This window comes from Burkholderia sp. BCC1972 (assembly GCF_905339605.1).
Classification (GTDB): Bacteria; Pseudomonadota; Gammaproteobacteria; order Burkholderiales; family Burkholderiaceae; genus Burkholderia.
Genome location: NZ_CAJPGH010000008.1, coordinates 134,100 through 149,517, shown reverse-complemented (window position 1 = coordinate 149,517; position 15,418 = coordinate 134,100). Strand labels below are relative to the sequence as shown.

Here is a 15,418-nt window from a genome sequence, read left to right as displayed (position 1 = left end):
TTCGGCGCAAGTGTAGGGGCGCGGTCGCCCGATTCCGGGGTACCGGGATGCGAGCGCTCCTTTGCGCGTTGCGCAAGAGTCCGTCATACCGCCTTCACAAAGCGACGCGAGGGCCGCACGCCGGGCGTTCTCGCCCGCCGCCCGCCGCGCCCCGCGGGTTGGCCGCAGGCGGCATGTCGCGCATCGACAACATGCGGGCCGCCAAGGACGGAGTTGATCGCCGCGCGGCGGACGCGGAGAATGGACACTCCGATGTCGAGATCCGGAGACAACCCATGGCTACCGCCCGTCGTCCGTCGTTCAGCTCCGCCCTGTGCTACCGCAATCCGAAAGCCGCGCTGGACTGGCTCGAGCGCGCCTTCGGCTTCGAACGCTTCATCGTCGTGACCACGCCCGACGGCGATATCGCGCATGCCGAGATGAAGTTCGGCGATGGCATCGTGATGATCGGCGGCGCATGGGCCGATTTCGTCGCGTCGCCGGAAGACACGGGCGATCGCAATACGCAGAATGTCCATGTGCATCTTCCCGACGATGCGGACATCGATGCGCATTGCGAACGTGCGCGTGCCGCCGGCGCGGAGATCCTGCAAGTGCCGGCCGACCAGTTTTACGGTGAGCGCGTGTATCGCGCGCGTGACCCCGGCCGGCATGTGTGGACCTTCGGCAAGCACGTGCGCGACGTGACGAACGACGAGATGAGCGCGGCGACCGGCCTGAAGATCGACGACTTCAGGTAAATGCCCGCGCGCGTCGCCCGCATTCCTTTTCCTTAACATGCGGCCCGCCGCGGCCGCCTGACGACCGGACCCACATGAATCTCTTCAACGTACGCCTGCGCGGCCGCGACGGCCTGTTCACGATCGGCATCGACGGCGGCACGATCGCGCGGATCGATGCGCAAACTGCACCGATCGCGTCGACGAACCCAGACCATATCGATGGCGGCGGCCGTCTCGCGATTCCGCCGCTCGTCGAGCCGCATATCCACCTCGATGCCGTGCTGACGGCAGGCGAGCCGGCATGGAACATGAGCGGCACGCTGTTCGAAGGCATCGAGCGCTGGTCCGAACGCAAGGCGACGATCACGCACGAAGACACGAAGACGCGCGCGCATGCGGCGATCGGCATGCTGCGCGACCACGGGATCCAGCACGTGCGCACGCACGTCGACGTGACCGATCCGACGTTGGCCGCGCTGAAGGCGATGCTGGAAGTGAAGGACGAGGCGCGCGGGCTGATCGACCTGCAGATCGTCGCGTTTCCGCAGGAAGGCATCGAATCGTTCGAGGGCGGCCGCGCGCTGATGGAGCAGGCGATCGACCTCGGCGCGGATGTCGTCGGCGGGATTCCGCATTTCGAGAACACGCGCGAGCAGGGCGTCAGCTCGATCGGCTTCCTGATGGATCTCGCGGAGCGCACCGGCTGCCTCGTCGACGTGCATTGCGACGAGACCGACGATCCGCATTCGCGTTTTCTGGAAGTGCTCGCCGAAGCGGCGCGCGTGCGCGGGATGGGCGCGCGCGTCACGGCGAGCCACACGACCGCGATGGGCTCGTACGACAACGCGTACTGCTCGAAGCTGTTCCGGCTGCTGAAGCGCGCGGGCCTGAACTTCATCTCGTGCCCGACCGAAAGCATCCACCTGCAAGGGCGCTTCGACACGTTTCCGAAGCGGCGCGGCGTCACGCGCGTCGCGGAACTCGACCGCGCCGGACTCAACGTGTGCTTCGGGCAGGATTCGATCAAGGATCCGTGGTACCCGCTCGGCAACGGCAACATCCTGCGCGTGCTCGATGCGGGCCTCCATATCTGCCACATGATGGGTTACGAGGACTTGCAGCGCTGTCTCGACTTCGTGACCGACCACAGCGCGACGGCGATGCATCTCGGCGACGGCTACGGCATCGCGGTCGGGCGTCCGGCGAATCTCGTCGTGCTCGACGCGGACAGCGACTACGAAGCCGTGCGGCGGCAGGCGAAAGCCACACTGTCGATGCGCCACGGGAAGGTCATCATGCGGCGCGAGCCGGAGCGCATCGCGTATCCGGATTGATGCGGAAGGCGGGCCATCGTGGCCCGCTGGCCGTCAAGTATTCGCAAAATACATCAGTCGATTCGAAAAATACGTTTGTTTCATGATGGGCGCGGGCCTACGATTCGGTCCTGACGACGACGTGCAACTTGTGCACCGTCCTTTCGATCTTCGTTCGCCGACCCCATGCGCCTCGATCTCCCGTCCGCTCCCGCATACTCTCCGCCGCCCGCCAGCCCGTTCGCGCGCATGGCCGTCGTCACGGTCCTGACCGGCATCGGCGCGGGGCTCGGCGGCATGCTGCTCGCGCTGCTGCTGCATGCGATCCAGCATGCCGCGTACGGCTATAGCGTCGCACACGTGATCGGGTCCGAGAGCTTCCTCACTGGCGTGACCGCGGCCGACCCGCTGCGCCGGCTCGCGGTGCTGGTCGGCTGCGGGATCGTCGCCGGCGGCGGCTGGTGGGCGCTTTACCGGTATGGCCGGCCGCTCGTCAGCATCCGCCGCGCCGTGCGTGCGGCCGATCCGCGGATGCCGTTCGTCAGCACGACGGTTCACGCGCTGCTGCAGATCGTTACCGTTGCGCTCGGCTCGCCGCTCGGCCGCGAAGTCGCGCCGCGCGAGATCGGTTCGCTGCTGGCCGGGCGGCTTGCGCACGCGGCGGCGCTCACGCCCGACGACTGCCGGCTGATGGTCGCGTGCGGCGCCGGCGCGGGCCTGGCGGCCGTCTACAACGTGCCGCTCGGCGGTGCGGTCTTCGTGCTCGAAGTGCTGCTCGGCACGTTCGAACTGCGTGCGTTGGTCGTGGCGGTCGTGACATCGGCCATCGCGGCCGTCGTCGCGTGGATCGGCCTCGGCAACGAGCACCAGTACACGGTGCCGGCATTCGTGCTGAGCACGCCGCTCGTCGCCTGGTCGATCGTCTGCGGGCCGCTGTTCGGTTTCGCCGCGTACGGCTTCGTGCGGCTCACGACGCGTGCGCGAGCGGACGCGCCGAAAGATTGGCGGCTGCCCGTGTTCGCGCTGGTCAATTTCGCGGTGATCGGTGTGCTCGCGATGCGTTTTCCGCAACTGCTCGGCAACGGCAAGGGGCCGGCATCGCTCGGTTTCGACGGGACGCTGACGATCGGTGTTGCCGCTGCGCTGCTCGTGCTGAAGGTGCTGATCGAGGCCGGCAGCCTGCGGGCCGGCGCGGAAGGTGGGCTGCTGACGCCGGGCCTCGCGAACGGCGCGCTGCTCGGTGTCGTGCTCGGCGGGCTGTGGAGCCTCGTGTGGCCGGGTGCATCGCTCGGCGGATGCGCGCTGATCGGCGCGACCGCGTTCCTGGCCGCGTCGATGCAGATGCCGATCACGGCCGTCGTGCTGTTGCTCGAATTCACGCGCGCGAATCACGACAGCCTCGTGCCGATGCTGCTGGCCGTGGCCGGTTCGCTCGTCGCGTATCGGTTCGCGCAGCGGGTGGTCGAGCAAAGGGCGAGGGCGGTTGTGGCCGCGAGCACGTCGTCGTCGTCGGTGCGTTGATGCGCGGTCGGCCATGACCCTCCAAGGCGGCGCAGATCGTGCCGCCTGTCTCTGTTTTCCTCGTTTCCCTGTTGTGACACCTGACACGACGCGATCGTGACCGTGCGCTCCAAAGCGCCTCCGCCGGTTCTGTGCAAGAATCCGCGCGTTTCCGCGCCTCCACCAACAACGATACGCGCGGATGTCCCTATCAGGAAACGAGGAGCTCAAGTTGATCCAGCGCATTTCCCGCTTCTTCACGCAGGTGGTTCATCGCGTGTTGCCCGACCCGTTGATTTTCGCGATCCTGCTGACGATCGTCACGTTTGCACTTGCGTTTGGCCTCACGCCGAACACGCCCGTGCAGCTCACGACGATGTGGGGTTCGGGCTTCTGGAACCTGCTCGCGTTCTCGATGCAGATGGTGATGATTCTCGTCACCGGCCACGCGCTCGCGAGCTCGCCACCCGTGCGGCGCATGCTCGTCGCGCTCGCGAGCACCGCGCGCACGCCCGGGCAGGGCGTGATGCTCGTGGCGTTCGTTGGCGCGCTGGCCTGTGCGATCAACTGGGGCTTCGGCCTCGTGCTCGGCGCGATGCTCGCACGCGAAGTGGCGCGCCGCGTGGCCGGCAGCGACTACCGGTTGCTCGTCGCGTCGGCCTACATGGGCTTCCTGAGCTGGCACGGCGGGCTGTCGGGATCAGTCCCGCTCGTTGCGGCCACGAAGGGCAATCCGATGGAGAAGACCATCGGGCTGATTCCGGTGTCGGATACGATCTTCACCGGCTACAACGCGTTCATCACGATCGGGCTGATCGTGATGCTGCCGTTTCTCGCGCGGATGATGATGCCGAAGCCGGGCGACGTCGTCAGCGTCGATCCGGCGCTGCTCGCCGAGCCGCCGAGCGTCGAGCGCGCGCTCGGGCCCGATGCGACGTTCGCGGAACGCCTGGAGGAAAGCCGCGTGCTGTCGGTCTTCGTCGCGGCGCTGTGTGCGGCGTTCCTCGTGCTGCGCTTCGTGCAGAAGGGTTTCGCGCTCGACATCGACACGGTGAACCTCGCGTTCCTCGCGGCCGGCATCCTGCTGCACCGGACGCCGATGGCCTATGCGCGCGCCGTGGCCGGCGCGGCGCGTGGCGCGTCGGGGATCATGATCCAGTTCCCGTTCTACGCGGGCATCCAGGCGCTGATGGATCACTCGGGGCTCGCGGGCGTGATCACGAAGTGGTTCGTCGATATCGCGAACGTGCATACGTTCCCGCTGCTCGCGTTCCTGAGTTCGGCCGTGATCAATTTCGCGGTGCCGTCGGGCGGCGGCCACTGGGTCGTGCAGGGCCCGTTCGTGATGCCGGCCGCGCAGGCACTTGGCGCCGATCTCGGCAAGGCCGCGATGGCGATCGCGTACGGCGAGGCATGGACCAACATGGCGCAGCCGTTCTGGGCGCTGCCCGCGCTGGCAATCGCGGGGCTCGGCGTGCGCGACATCATGGGGTATTGCGTGACGACGCTGCTGTTCTCGGGCGCGGTGTTCGTCGCGGGGATGTATCTGTTCTGACGGTGTGAGGCGAGAGGCGGGCGGGGCGGCGCCCGCCCCCCAGCTTGATTCCAGCCGGCCTTTCAGCCGCGCGACCGCACGTCGGCGCGCTCGTGCCCGTGACGCAACGCGAGGCTCGCGAACGCCGCGATAACGAGCGCGGCCGCCAGCAGCGTCAACCCGTTCTTCGCGTTGCCGGTCGCCTGTTCGATCGCGCCGACGACGGTCGGCCCGACGAAGCCGCCGAGCAACCCGCAGGTATTCACGAGCCCGAGCCCGCCGGCCAGCGCGCTGCCGGCGAGCCGCGACGCCGGAAACGTGAACACGATCGACTGCACGACGAAGAACATCGACGCGGCCACGCACACGCAGAGCAGCCCGGCCAACGGCGACGCGTGCGCGGCGCCGATCATCCCGGCCGCCATCACGACGAGCCCCGCGCACAGCATCCGCCGCGAATGACGCGACTCGCGTGCGAAGCGCGGCAGCGTCCCGGCTCCGAGCGCGGCGGCGAGCCAGGGCAGCGACGTCAGCAACCCGACCGCGACCGGCGACAGACGCCCCGACGCGCCGATGATGCCCGGCAGGAAGAAGATCACCGTGTAGATGGTCAACTGGTGGCAGAAGTACACGAAGATCGCGAGCCAGATCTGCGGGTCGCGCAGCGCGGCGCCGAACGCGTGGCCGCCGTGCGCGGCCACGCCCGCGTCCTGTTCGGCGGCCAGCTTGCGCTCGAGCGCGCGGCCGGTTTCCGGGGCGAGCCACGGCGCGGCGCTCGGCCGGTCCGGCAAGCGTGTCCACACGACGAACGCGAGCAGGATCGCCGGAATGCCTTCGACGACGAACAGCCATTGCCAGCCATGGAAGCCGAGCGTGCCGTCGAGTTCGATCAGCGCACCGGCCAGCGGCCCGCCGACGATATTCGCAATGCACACGCCGAGCAGGAAATAGCCCGTCGCACGCGCACGCTCCTCGCGGCCGAACCAGTACGTCAGATACAGCATCACGCCGGGAAACAGGCCGGCTTCGGCGACGCCGAGCAGCAAGCGCATCACGTAGAACGACGTCTCGCCGCGGACGAATGCCATCGCGACCGACAGCGCGCCCCACGTGATCATGATCCGCGTGATCCAGAAGCGTGCGCCGACGCGATGCATGATCAGGTTGCTCGGAATCTCGAAGAGCGCGTAGGTGAGAAAGAACAGCCCCGCGCCGAGCCCGTACGCGGCCGACGAAATGCCGATATCGACGCCCATCGAATGTTTGGCGAACGCGATGTTGGTGCGGTCGAGAAAGCTGATCACATACGCGGCGATCAGCAGCGGCATGAGTTTTCGGAACAGCAGCCGGTTCAGCGACGCGTTCGCGTCGGTCGCGGCGGACGACAGGGCCTGAGCGTGATGAGTGGACATGCGGACGACTCCGGTAAGAGCGAACCGGCGCGCACGGCAAGCACGGCGCGCCGCGTTCGGCAAATGCCGCTGCGATGCAGGCAGCGGATGGGCAGTCGACGGAGCCGCGCCGGCGGCGCTCGAACGGAGCGGGGCGATCAAGGGCGTCCTGGCGCCGGCCGGCTCGGGCCGGCGCCTTGTCACTGCGCTTGCGGATGCGGGTGTTCGGGTGGCGACCCGGCGATCAGAAATTCACCGCGTCGCCGCCCTTGAGCGCGAGCATCGCGCGCGCCTCGGCCGGCGTCGCGATCTCGAGCGACAGGCCTTCGAGCACCTGACGCATTTTCAGGACTTGCGCGGCGCTCGATTCCGCGAGCTTGCCGGGCGCGATCCACAGCGAATCCTCGAGCCCGACGCGCACATTCGCGCCTTGCGCGGCGCCGATCGTCGCGAGCGGAATCTGGTTGCGGCCCGCGCCGAGGATCGACCACACGTAATCGCTGCCGAACAGGCGGTCGGCCGTGCGGCGCATGTGCATCAGGTCCTCCGGATGCGCGCCGATTCCGCCGAGCAGGCCGAACACGCTTTGCACGAAGAACGGCGGTTTCGCGAGCCCGCGATCGACGAAGTGCGCGAGGTTGTACAGGTGCGAGATGTCGTAGCACTCGAATTCGAACCGCGTGCCGTTCGCGCCGCAGCGTGTGAGGATCGTCTCGATGTCCGCGAACGTGTTCTTGAACACGAGATCGCGGCTTTTCTCGAGATGTTCGCGCTCCCACGGATGCTTCAGCTCGCGGAAGCGCTCGAGCATCGGGTACAGCCCGAAGTTCATCGAGCCCATGTTCAACGAGGCAACCTCGGGCTGGAAATGCAGCGCCGGCTGCAGCCGTTCGTCGACCGTCATGTGCGGACTGCCGCCCGACGTGAGGTTGATCACCGCGTCGGTCTGCGCCTTGATGCGCGGCAGGAATTCGGCGAACACGGCCGGATCCTGGGTCGGCTTGCCGTCGGACGGATTGCGCGCGTGGAGGTGCAGGATCGCCGCGCCGGCCTCGGCAGCCGCGACCGCGGCGGTTTCGATTTCGTGCGGTGTCACGGGCAGGTACGGCGACATCGACGGCGTATGGATCGCGCCGGTCGGCGCACAGGTGATGATGACTTTGCGAGCGTTTGCCACGGATGGATTCCTTTCGGTGAACGATTCTGGGTGCGTCAGAGCACTTCGACGTTGCCGCAGACGGAGATCGCCTGCCCCGTGATTCCGTGCCCGCCCGGCGAGCACAGGAACAGCGCCGTCGCGGCGATCTCGGCCGGATCGGTCATGCGCCGCAGCGAGATCTTCTCGAGATAGCGCTGCTCCATGTCGTCGTAGCCGATGCCGAGCTGCTGCGCGCGAGCCTCGATCACGCGGCGCATCCGTGGGCCGCGCACGATGCCGGGCTGGATCGCGTTCACGCGGATGCCGAGCGGCCCGAGCTCGATCGCGAGGCTTTTCACGAGGCCGACCACCGCCCACTTGGTGGCCGCATACGGCGTGCGGAACGCATAGCCGAGCCGGCCGGCGACCGACGACAGCGCAATGATCGCGCCGCCGTGTTTCGATTCGCGCAGCAGCGGCACGGCGCGGCGCGCGAACTGGAATTGCGCGTTCAGGTTGATCGCGACGGTTTGTTCCCACTGCACGGGGTCGATTTCGTCGATGCCGCCGGTCGGGCCGGCGATACCCGCATTGTTGACCAGCACGTCGAGGCCGCCGAGCCGGGTCGACACGTCGGCGAACACGCGCTCGACGGCGGCCGGGTCGGATACATCGGCCAGCGTCGCGCTGATCGCGCCGGCCGCGGCACGCGGCGGCCGGTCGGCGAGCGCCGCGATCGCCGCTTGCGACGCGTCGCATACATGCACGTGCGCGCCGCACTCGGCGAACGCGTCCGCGATTTCAAGACCGATGCCCGACGCGCCGCCCGTCACGAGGACGCGCAGGCCGTCATAGGGTTTCAGCAGGTCGGAAGCTGTCATGCCGGGTTGTCTCCATCGTTGGTGTAGTTGCGGCCGCTCGCGTGTCGGGCAGCCGTCGCAAGCGGCCGCTACGGCTTCGCGTTCACGGTCCGCGGGGTCTGTTCGGCCCGCAGCGTCTCGGCGAGATCGTGTGCGGCGCCGCCGATGTCGAGCGCGATGCCGGCCCGCACGCCCGCGCCGTCGCGCCGTTCGAGCGCATCGACGATGGCGCGGTGCGCGTCCATCGAGCGCCGCATGTGCGGGATGTCGAGCGCGACCATGTTCAGGAACGGGCCGACGCGCATCCACAGGTTCTCGACGATCGCGAGCGTGTTTTCGCTCGCGCCATGCGCGTAGATCGCGCTGTGGAACGCGAAATTGCTTTGCAGGTAGGCGCGCGAGCGGCCGGCCTCGACGTGTGCCTGCATCGTCTCGCAGGTCTTGCGTACGGCCGCGATCTGCGCGTCGGTCATCCGTCCGCACGCACGCTCGGCGATGCAGCCTTCGAGCGCGATCCGCACGTCGCGCAGTTCGTCGAGCATGTCGAGCGTCATCGGCGGCACGACGAGCGCGCGATTCGGGCCGTCGACCAGCGCGCGTTCGGCACGCAGCCGCGTGAGCGCGGCACGCACGGGCATCGTCGACGAGCCGACCGCCTCGGCGACGCTGCGCAGGCTCAGCGCCTGGCCAGGCGCGAAGCGGCCGCTCATCAGCGCTTCGCGCAGTTGCTGGTAGACCTTGTCGGCCATCGTTTCCTGTTCGATGGCTTTCAGTGCGGGCGGGACGATACGAGGCGCCAAGACGGGGTTCTCCGAGGTTTGATCTGCGATCTGTGATCACACTTGTGATGTGCGAAGTGTTGACGATCGGAGGGGGCGAGTCAAGTCGAACGGCATCGGGGAAAACGCGGGGTGGGGTGGGCGAAGAGGCTGGCGGCGACAGTCGGCAATATTTTTCCGCGTCGGGGTTTGATTCGATCCTAGAGGCCCGGCTGGGGGAAGGCGATGGAGGCGAGCATCCGGGGCGCGACCATTGTTACTTCAACGAACCGGCCGCGCGGTATCGTTCCGATCGCGCAAATTTTTGGAGCCTGTCATGAGGGGAGTCCGGATCGCTGCCGCGTTGGCGTGCATCGCATTTCAACCGGCGATGGTCGTGGCGAACGACGCCGCACAAACGTCGCCTGAGGCCGGCTCACGTACTTACCTCCAGAACTTCAAGGACATGGTGCTCGCGGAGTGCCTGGCTACCGCATACAAGCAGGCGCCCGGCGCGAGCAAGGACATCGGCAGCAGCACCAGCGCGTTGCGCGACTGGACCTACTACGACATGGAACGTGCGCCGGACGTCATTCATGCGCTGGTCGCGAAGTATCTGGCTCGAGACTATCGGAATCCGGTTGTCGAACCGGAGGTCAGGGACGTGAAGTTCGACTTCCTGAAGTGCATCGATCTGTATCACGGGAAGGAACTCGACGCTGCAACGAAGCAACTCGTATCGCGCCCGAACCGTACCTACCGGGCCGAGCATCCGCCGAAGCCGCAGTAGCGGTCGAACGCCGTTGCGCCATGCAACGGCGCGCCGCATGCCATTTCACCGTCGCTACTCAAGCGTCCGTATCGAATTGCTGATTCCGCGTGCGCAGTCGATCACCGCCGGCGCGAGCTTGCGGCGCGCGTCGTCGAACGTCCAGCGGCTCGTCGGCGCGACCACGTGCACGGCCGCGACTGGCTGCCCCTGGCTGCCGAGCACGGGCGCCGCGATCGACATGTCGCCGATGAACAATTCTTCCTGGTTGGTCGCGTAGCCTTCGCGCCGCGCGCCTTCGAGCAGCGCGACGAGATCGTCGAGCGCCGTGACCGTGCGCGGCGTATACGGCGTGCGCGCCATGCCGTCGAGCCGCGCGCGTGCGTCGCCGGGCGGCAACGCGCTCAGGAACGCGCGGCCGCTGCCGGTGCAGTACATCGGGATGCGGCTGCCGATCGGCATGTGGATCGGCACGAACTTCGTCGACACGAAACGCGCGACGTACACCATCTCGTCCTCGTCCGGCTCGGTGAGGTTGGTGGTTTCGCCGGTCAGGTTCGTCAGCTCGGACAGGAATGGATTCGCGACGTCGATCAGCGTATCGGCCGCGAGATAGTTGAAGCCGATTCGCATCACGTGCGGCGTGAGCTGGTAGCGCCGCGTGACCGGATGCTTGCGAATGTAGCCGAGCTTCTCGAGCGTGTAGACCATCCGCTGCGCCGAGCTTTTCGTCATGCCGGCGGCGTCGGCCACTTCAGCCAGCGTCATCGTGCGTCGCTTCGCGCTGAACGCGCGCAACACGTTCAGCCCTTTCTCCAGCGACTGGTTGAACAGGAGGTCGTTTGCTTGGTCGGGCGACGTTTCCATGGCGAAGGGCGGAATCGATTCGATATTACATCATAGCGTATCAAATATCGATACGCAAAAATCTATTTGCGATGTTTTTGATTCGTTTTAAGATCAAGCCATCGTCGCAGTGTCGATCAGCGACCGGCCGGCGCACCGGATTATTCGAGAGGGAGTCACCATGGTTCCGTTCATCAAGCGGTTCGGCGCACTGGCCGCCGGTTTCGCCACCTGTATCGCACTCTCCACGGCATCGGCTGGCGCCGTCGCGGCCGAGCCGACGCTCAAGGTCGGTGCGACGGCCACCGGCGTGCCGTTTACGTTTCTCGACGTCAAGAGCAATTCGATCCAGGGGATGATGGTCGATGCGATTACCGCGGCAGGGAAGTCCGCCGGGTTTCGCGTCGACGTGCAGCAGACCGTGTTCTCGGCGCTGATCCCGTCGCTCACCACGCAGAAGATCGACATCATCTCGGCCGCGATGCTGAAGACGCCGGCGCGCCAGCAGGTCGTCGATTTCTCCGACACGGTCTATTCGTTCGGCGAAGGCCTGATCGTGAAGGCGGACGACCCGGGCCGCTATACGTCGATGGACGATTTCAAGGACCAGGTGGTCGGCGCGCAGGTCGGCACCGCGTTCGTCGACGCGCTCAACAAGAAGGGCATCTTCAAGGAAGTCCGGACCTACGACTCGATCGCCGACATCATGCGCGACGTCGCGCTCGGGCGCATCAAGGCCGGCTTCGCCGACCAGCCGATCGTCGCGTATCAGATCGAGCACGGCGTCAATCGCCAGGTGCGGCTCGTGCCGGAATACCAGAGCGTCGTGAAGGGGCAGGTGTGCTTCATCGTGCGCAAGGGTGACACCGCGACACTCGAACAGCTCAACGGCGCGATCCGCAAGATGAAGACCGACGGCACGCTGCAGCAGATCCTGCAGAAGTGGCACATGAGCTGAGCGTCGGCATTCGCTTCCCGACCGGCATCGCCCGCGCGTCGCGGGCATCCCCAGCGGCGGGCCGTTCGGCCGTCGCACAGGAGACCTCATGTTTTTTCAGAACGCGATCGATTTCCTGCCGATCCTGCTGAAGGGCGCGGTGGTCACGATCGAGATCACCGCATGCGCGTTCGTGCTCAGCTCGGTGCTCGGGCTGATCCTCGCGTTGATGAAGGTGTCGCGCAATCGTGCCGTCTCGACGGCCGGCAGCACGATCGTCAACGTGATCCGCGGGCTGCCGATCATCGTGCAGCTGTTCTACATGTACTTCGTGCTGCCTGATCTCGGCGTGCAACTGTCGGCGTTCCAGGCTGGCGTGCTCGGCCTCGGCATCGCGTATTCGGCGTATCAGGCCGAGAATTTCCGCGCGGGCATCGAGGCGATCGACCACGGTCAGATCGAAGCCGCGCACGCGATCGGCATGCGCGGCCCCATGATCATGCGGCGCGTGGTGCTGCCGCAGGCGTTCCGCATCGCGCTGCCGCCGTACGGCAACACGCTGGTGATGCTGCTGAAGGATTCGTCGGTCGCGTCGACGATCACGGTCGCCGAGATCACGCGCGCCGGCCAGCTGATCGCATCGTCGACGTTCCAGAACATGAGCGTCTACACGCTCGTCGCGCTGCTGTATCTCGCGCTCGGCCTGCCGCTGATGTTCGGCGTGAACCGGCTCGGCAAGCGGCTCGCACTGAGGAGAGGCGCATGATCCGGATCGATTCCATCCATAAACGGTTTCAGCAGCACGCGGTGCTGAAGGGCGTGAGCCTCGACGTGCAGGCGGGTGAAGTCGTATGCCTGATCGGGCCGTCCGGTTCCGGCAAGTCGACCGTGTTGCGCTGTATCAACGGCTTCGAGACCTACGACGAAGGGGCGATCACGATCGACGGCGTGAAGGTCGACGCGCATTCGAAGCGGATCCACGAACTGCGGATGCGGGTCGGCATGGTGTTCCAGCGCTTCAACCTGTTCGCGCACCGCACGGCACTCGAGAACGTGATGGAAGGGCCCGTGCACGTGCGGCGCATGCCGGCCGCGCAGGCGCGCGAGCAGGCCCGCGCGCTGCTCGACAAGGTCGGGCTGTCGCACCGGATGAATGCGTATCCGTCGGAACTGTCGGGCGGGCAGCAGCAGCGCGTCGCGATCGCACGCGCGCTTGCAATGGAGCCGCAGGCGATCCTGTTCGACGAGCCGACGTCGGCGCTCGACCCCGAACTCGTCGGCGAAGTGCTCGGCGTGATGCGGGGGCTCGCGCGCGACGGGATGACCATGGTGGTCGTCACGCACGAAATGGGATTTGCCCGCGAAGTGGCCGATCGCGTGTGCTTCCTGCACGACGGCACCATCTGCGAAAGCGGACCGGCGCGCGACGTGCTCACGCAGCCGACCCATCCCCGCACGCAGGAATTCCTGCGCCGCCTGCTGGCGTCGGACGGCGCCGACCACCCGGATCGAACATGAGCGCAACGAACGCGGCACCCGGACGGCCCGACGCGCAGTGGCCCGATTCGCTGTGGGCGGCGACCGCCGCGCCGGCGCCGGATACGCCCGCGCTCGACGCGTCCGTGTCGTGCGACGTGGCGATCGTCGGCGCGGGCTTCACGGGCCTGTCGACCGCACTTCATCTGGCCGAACGCGGCGTGAACGTCCGCGTGATCGACGGCGCGCAACCGGGCTGGGGCGCATCGGGCCGCAACGGCGGGCAAGTGATTCCCGGGCTGAAATACGACCCCGACGAACTGGTCCGTCGGTTCGGCGACGAGGCCGGCGAGCAGCTTGCCGGCATCGTCGGCGGCGCGGCCGACACGGTGTTCGACCTGATCGCGCGGCATGGAATCGACTGCGATGCGCGTCGCCACGGCTGGATCCAGCCGGCGCCGACCGCCGCGATGCTCGACACGGTCGCCCGTCGCGCGCAGCAATGGGCCGCGCGCGGCGCGCCGGTCGACGTGCTGAGCCGCGACGACGTCGCGCGGCGGCTCGGCACGCCGGCGTATGCGGGCGGCTGGATCGATCGCCGCGCGGGCAGCGTGCAGCCGCTCAGCTATACGCGTGGCCTCGTGCGCGCCGCGCAGGCGAGCGGGGCCGTCGTGCACGGGTCGACGCGCGCCGTCGGCCTGACGCGCGCCGACGGCCGCTGGCGGATCGTGACGTCAGGCGGCGCAACGCTGTCGGCCGAGCGCGTCGTGATCGCGACCAACGGCTACACGGATGGGCTGTGGCCCGGCTTGCGCCAGTCGGTGATCGCCGCGAACAGTTTCATCGTCGCGACGCAACCGCTCGCGCCGGAGTTCGGTCGCGACATCCTCGCCGGCGGCGAGGTCGCATCGGATGCGCGGCGTCTGCTGCTGTACTTCCGCCGCGACGCGGCCGGGCGCCTGCTGATGGGTGGGCGCGGCCCGTTCGCCGACCCGCGCGCGCCGAGCGACTGGCGTCATCTCGAGCGCGCGACGACGCTGCTGTATCCGCAACTGAAGGGCGTCCGGTTCGAATACCGCTGGGCGGGGCGCGTCGCGATCACCGCGGATTTCCTGCCGCACGTGCACGAGCCCGCGCCGGGCGTGACGATCGCGCTCGGCTACAACGGCCGCGGCATCGCGATGGCGACGACGCTCGGCAAGCATCTGGCCGCGCATCTGTCGGGCGACGTGCAACTGCCGCTGCCGTTCCGGGTTTCGCCGATCCGACCCATTCCGTTGCACGGGCTGCAGCGCTTCTACATCGCGGCCGGGGTCGCGTGGTATCGGTTGCTCGACAGCCTGTCCTGATGCAGGCGCGACGGCAGTCGCCATCCGTCATCCGATCGGGCAGAATCGGCTGCCGTGTTTCGACCGACGGATGCCACATGACCGACCCTAACGACCTGAACGACCCGCTGGGCCGCCGCGCTTACGCGAGCTTCGCGCAACGCTACGCGGACATCGCGCCGACGAAGGCGCACAACGCGCTGTATGAACGGCCGGCGACGATGGCGCTGCTCGGCGACGTCGACGGCCTGACGGTGCTCGATGCCGGCTGCGGGCCCGGCATCTGCAGCGAACACCTCGCACGCCGCGGCGCGACCGTGCAGGCCTTCGACGTCACGCCGGAGATGATCGCGCTCGCGCGAACGCGCTGCGACGGCCTTGCGGTCGATGTCGTGGAGGGCGATCTGGAGGCGCCGCTCGCGTGGCTGGCCGACGCATCCGTCGACAAGGTGCTGTGTTCGCTCGCGCTCGACTACGTGCGCGATCTCGCGCCGACGCTGCGCGAATTCCGGCGCGTCGCGCGCCCCGGTGCGACGCTCGTGTTCTCGATGGCGCATCCGATGCGCGACTGGATGGACGAGCGCACGCGCGGGGATGGTACGTACTTCGACACGTCGCGCTTCGGTTTCCACTGGTCGGGATTCGGCGAGCCGCGGCCCTATGTCGAGGCCTGGCGGCGGCCGCTCGCCGATATCCTGAATGCGGTCGCCGACGGCGGCTGGCGGTTCGACCGGTTCGTCGAACCGAAGCCGCTGCCGGAGATGAAGGCCGCGTCGGAACGGCTCCACGCGGAGCTGTCGCTGGCGCCGGCCTTCCTGTGCATCCGCGCGCGCCGCTGATGCGGTG

Annotated in this window: 15 protein-coding genes; 10 read left to right on the top strand and 5 right to left on the bottom strand. The window is 67.6% G+C overall.

Going from position 1 to position 15,418, the window contains the following annotated elements; genetic code table 11:
* Positions 1–275: 275 nt before the first annotated feature.
* The 4 genes from U5798_RS14485 (at position 276) to U5798_RS14470 (ending at position 5,090) form a co-directional block, all read left to right on the top strand.
* Positions 276–740: a VOC family protein gene (locus tag U5798_RS14485; RefSeq protein ID WP_322082486.1), complete on the top strand. Its 465-nt coding sequence runs from the start codon at positions 276–278 to the stop codon at positions 738–740.
* 74 nt (positions 741–814) lie between these two features.
* Positions 815–2,056: a cytosine deaminase gene (gene codA / locus U5798_RS14480; protein ID WP_322082434.1), complete on the top strand. Its 1,242-nt coding sequence runs from the start codon at positions 815–817 to the stop codon at positions 2,054–2,056.
* A gap of 165 nt (positions 2,057–2,221) precedes the next feature.
* The gene (locus U5798_RS14475) at positions 2,222–3,556 is read left to right on the top strand and encodes a chloride channel protein (RefSeq protein WP_322082433.1); all 1,335 of its coding nucleotides are present in this window, start codon (positions 2,222–2,224) and stop codon (positions 3,554–3,556) included.
* A 211-nt stretch (positions 3,557–3,767) separates the two neighbouring features.
* Positions 3,768–5,090, top strand: a complete 1,323-nt coding sequence (locus U5798_RS14470) for a TIGR00366 family protein (protein ID WP_322082485.1) — start codon at positions 3,768–3,770, stop codon at positions 5,088–5,090.
* Between the two features lie 62 nt (positions 5,091–5,152).
* Here the strand turns inward: U5798_RS14470 and U5798_RS14465 are convergent, their stop codons facing one another.
* The 4 genes from U5798_RS14465 to U5798_RS14450 all read right to left on the bottom strand — a co-directional run bounded on the left by U5798_RS14465 (position 5,153) and on the right by U5798_RS14450 (position 9,258).
* Entirely contained in the window at positions 5,153–6,481 is a 1,329-nt protein-coding gene (locus U5798_RS14465; RefSeq protein ID WP_322082432.1) for an MFS transporter, read from the bottom strand.
* 223 nt (positions 6,482–6,704) lie between these two features.
* Positions 6,705–7,637: a 3-keto-5-aminohexanoate cleavage protein gene (locus tag U5798_RS14460; protein ID WP_039367298.1), complete on the bottom strand. Its 933-nt coding sequence runs from the start codon at positions 7,635–7,637 to the stop codon at positions 6,705–6,707.
* A 35-nt stretch (positions 7,638–7,672) separates the two neighbouring features.
* Positions 7,673–8,479: an SDR family oxidoreductase gene (locus U5798_RS14455; RefSeq protein ID WP_124447723.1), complete on the bottom strand. Its 807-nt coding sequence runs from the start codon at positions 8,477–8,479 to the stop codon at positions 7,673–7,675.
* Positions 8,480–8,547: 68 nt separating this feature from the next.
* Positions 8,548–9,258: a GntR family transcriptional regulator gene (locus U5798_RS14450; RefSeq protein WP_124447721.1), complete on the bottom strand. Its 711-nt coding sequence runs from the start codon at positions 9,256–9,258 to the stop codon at positions 8,548–8,550.
* A gap of 295 nt (positions 9,259–9,553) precedes the next feature.
* Between U5798_RS14450 and U5798_RS14445 the strand changes: the two genes are divergently transcribed.
* Positions 9,554–10,006 carry a type VI secretion system amidase immunity protein Tai4 gene (locus U5798_RS14445; RefSeq protein ID WP_322082431.1) on the top strand — a complete coding sequence of 151 codons (453 nt, stop codon included), beginning with the start codon at positions 9,554–9,556 and terminating at the stop codon, positions 10,004–10,006.
* A 54-nt stretch (positions 10,007–10,060) separates the two neighbouring features.
* Here U5798_RS14445 and U5798_RS14440 read toward each other — a convergent pair whose 3' ends face one another.
* Positions 10,061–10,852: an IclR family transcriptional regulator gene (locus U5798_RS14440; protein WP_124447715.1), complete on the bottom strand. Its 792-nt coding sequence runs from the start codon at positions 10,850–10,852 to the stop codon at positions 10,061–10,063.
* 160 nt (positions 10,853–11,012) lie between these two features.
* Here U5798_RS14440 and U5798_RS14435 point away from each other — a divergent pair, with 160 nt between their 5' ends.
* From U5798_RS14435 to U5798_RS14415, 5 genes are all read left to right on the top strand, one after another.
* On the top strand, positions 11,013–11,789 hold the full coding sequence (locus U5798_RS14435) for an ABC transporter substrate-binding protein (protein WP_124447713.1): 777 nt from the start codon (positions 11,013–11,015) through the stop codon (positions 11,787–11,789).
* Positions 11,790–11,877: 88 nt separating this feature from the next.
* On the top strand, positions 11,878–12,534 hold the full coding sequence (locus U5798_RS14430) for an amino acid ABC transporter permease (protein WP_021159179.1): 657 nt from the start codon (positions 11,878–11,880) through the stop codon (positions 12,532–12,534).
* The gene (locus U5798_RS14425) at positions 12,531–13,286 is read left to right on the top strand and encodes an amino acid ABC transporter ATP-binding protein (protein WP_322082430.1); all 756 of its coding nucleotides are present in this window, start codon (positions 12,531–12,533) and stop codon (positions 13,284–13,286) included. Before U5798_RS14430 ends, U5798_RS14425 begins: the two co-directional genes overlap by 4 nt.
* On the top strand, positions 13,283–14,593 hold the full coding sequence (locus U5798_RS14420; protein WP_322082429.1) for an FAD-binding oxidoreductase: 1,311 nt from the start codon (positions 13,283–13,285) through the stop codon (positions 14,591–14,593). The genes U5798_RS14425 and U5798_RS14420 overlap by 4 nt, the downstream gene beginning before the upstream one ends.
* Positions 14,594–14,670: 77 nt before the next feature.
* Positions 14,671–15,411 (top strand): class I SAM-dependent methyltransferase, encoded by a 741-nt coding sequence (locus U5798_RS14415; RefSeq protein WP_322082428.1) that lies wholly within the window; start codon positions 14,671–14,673, stop codon positions 15,409–15,411.
* The last annotated feature ends 7 nt before the right edge of the window (positions 15,412–15,418 follow it).

Bases quoted from the DNA above. Each gene is read 5' to 3' on its own strand.
- U5798_RS14415 (WP_322082428.1), top strand. From the start codon at position 14,671: ATGACCGACCCTAACGACCTGAACGACCCGCTGGGCCGCCGCGCTTAC.
- U5798_RS14425 (WP_322082430.1), top strand. From the start codon at position 12,531: ATGATCCGGATCGATTCCATCCATAAACGGTTTCAGCAGCACGCGGTG.
- U5798_RS14440 (WP_124447715.1), bottom strand. From the start codon at position 10,852: ATGGAAACGTCGCCCGACCAAGCAAACGACCTCCTGTTCAACCAGTCG.
- U5798_RS14485 (WP_322082486.1), top strand. From the start codon at position 276: ATGGCTACCGCCCGTCGTCCGTCGTTCAGCTCCGCCCTGTGCTACCGC.
- U5798_RS14445 (WP_322082431.1), top strand. From the start codon at position 9,554: ATGAGGGGAGTCCGGATCGCTGCCGCGTTGGCGTGCATCGCATTTCAA.
- U5798_RS14475 (WP_322082433.1), top strand. From the start codon at position 2,222: ATGCGCCTCGATCTCCCGTCCGCTCCCGCATACTCTCCGCCGCCCGCC.
- U5798_RS14420 (WP_322082429.1), top strand. From the start codon at position 13,283: ATGAGCGCAACGAACGCGGCACCCGGACGGCCCGACGCGCAGTGGCCC.
- codA (WP_322082434.1), top strand. From the start codon at position 815: ATGAATCTCTTCAACGTACGCCTGCGCGGCCGCGACGGCCTGTTCACG.
- U5798_RS14435 (WP_124447713.1), top strand. From the start codon at position 11,013: ATGGTTCCGTTCATCAAGCGGTTCGGCGCACTGGCCGCCGGTTTCGCC.
- U5798_RS14455 (WP_124447723.1), bottom strand. From the start codon at position 8,479: ATGACAGCTTCCGACCTGCTGAAACCCTATGACGGCCTGCGCGTCCTC.
- U5798_RS14465 (WP_322082432.1), bottom strand. From the start codon at position 6,481: ATGTCCACTCATCACGCTCAGGCCCTGTCGTCCGCCGCGACCGACGCG.
- U5798_RS14430 (WP_021159179.1), top strand. From the start codon at position 11,878: ATGTTTTTTCAGAACGCGATCGATTTCCTGCCGATCCTGCTGAAGGGC.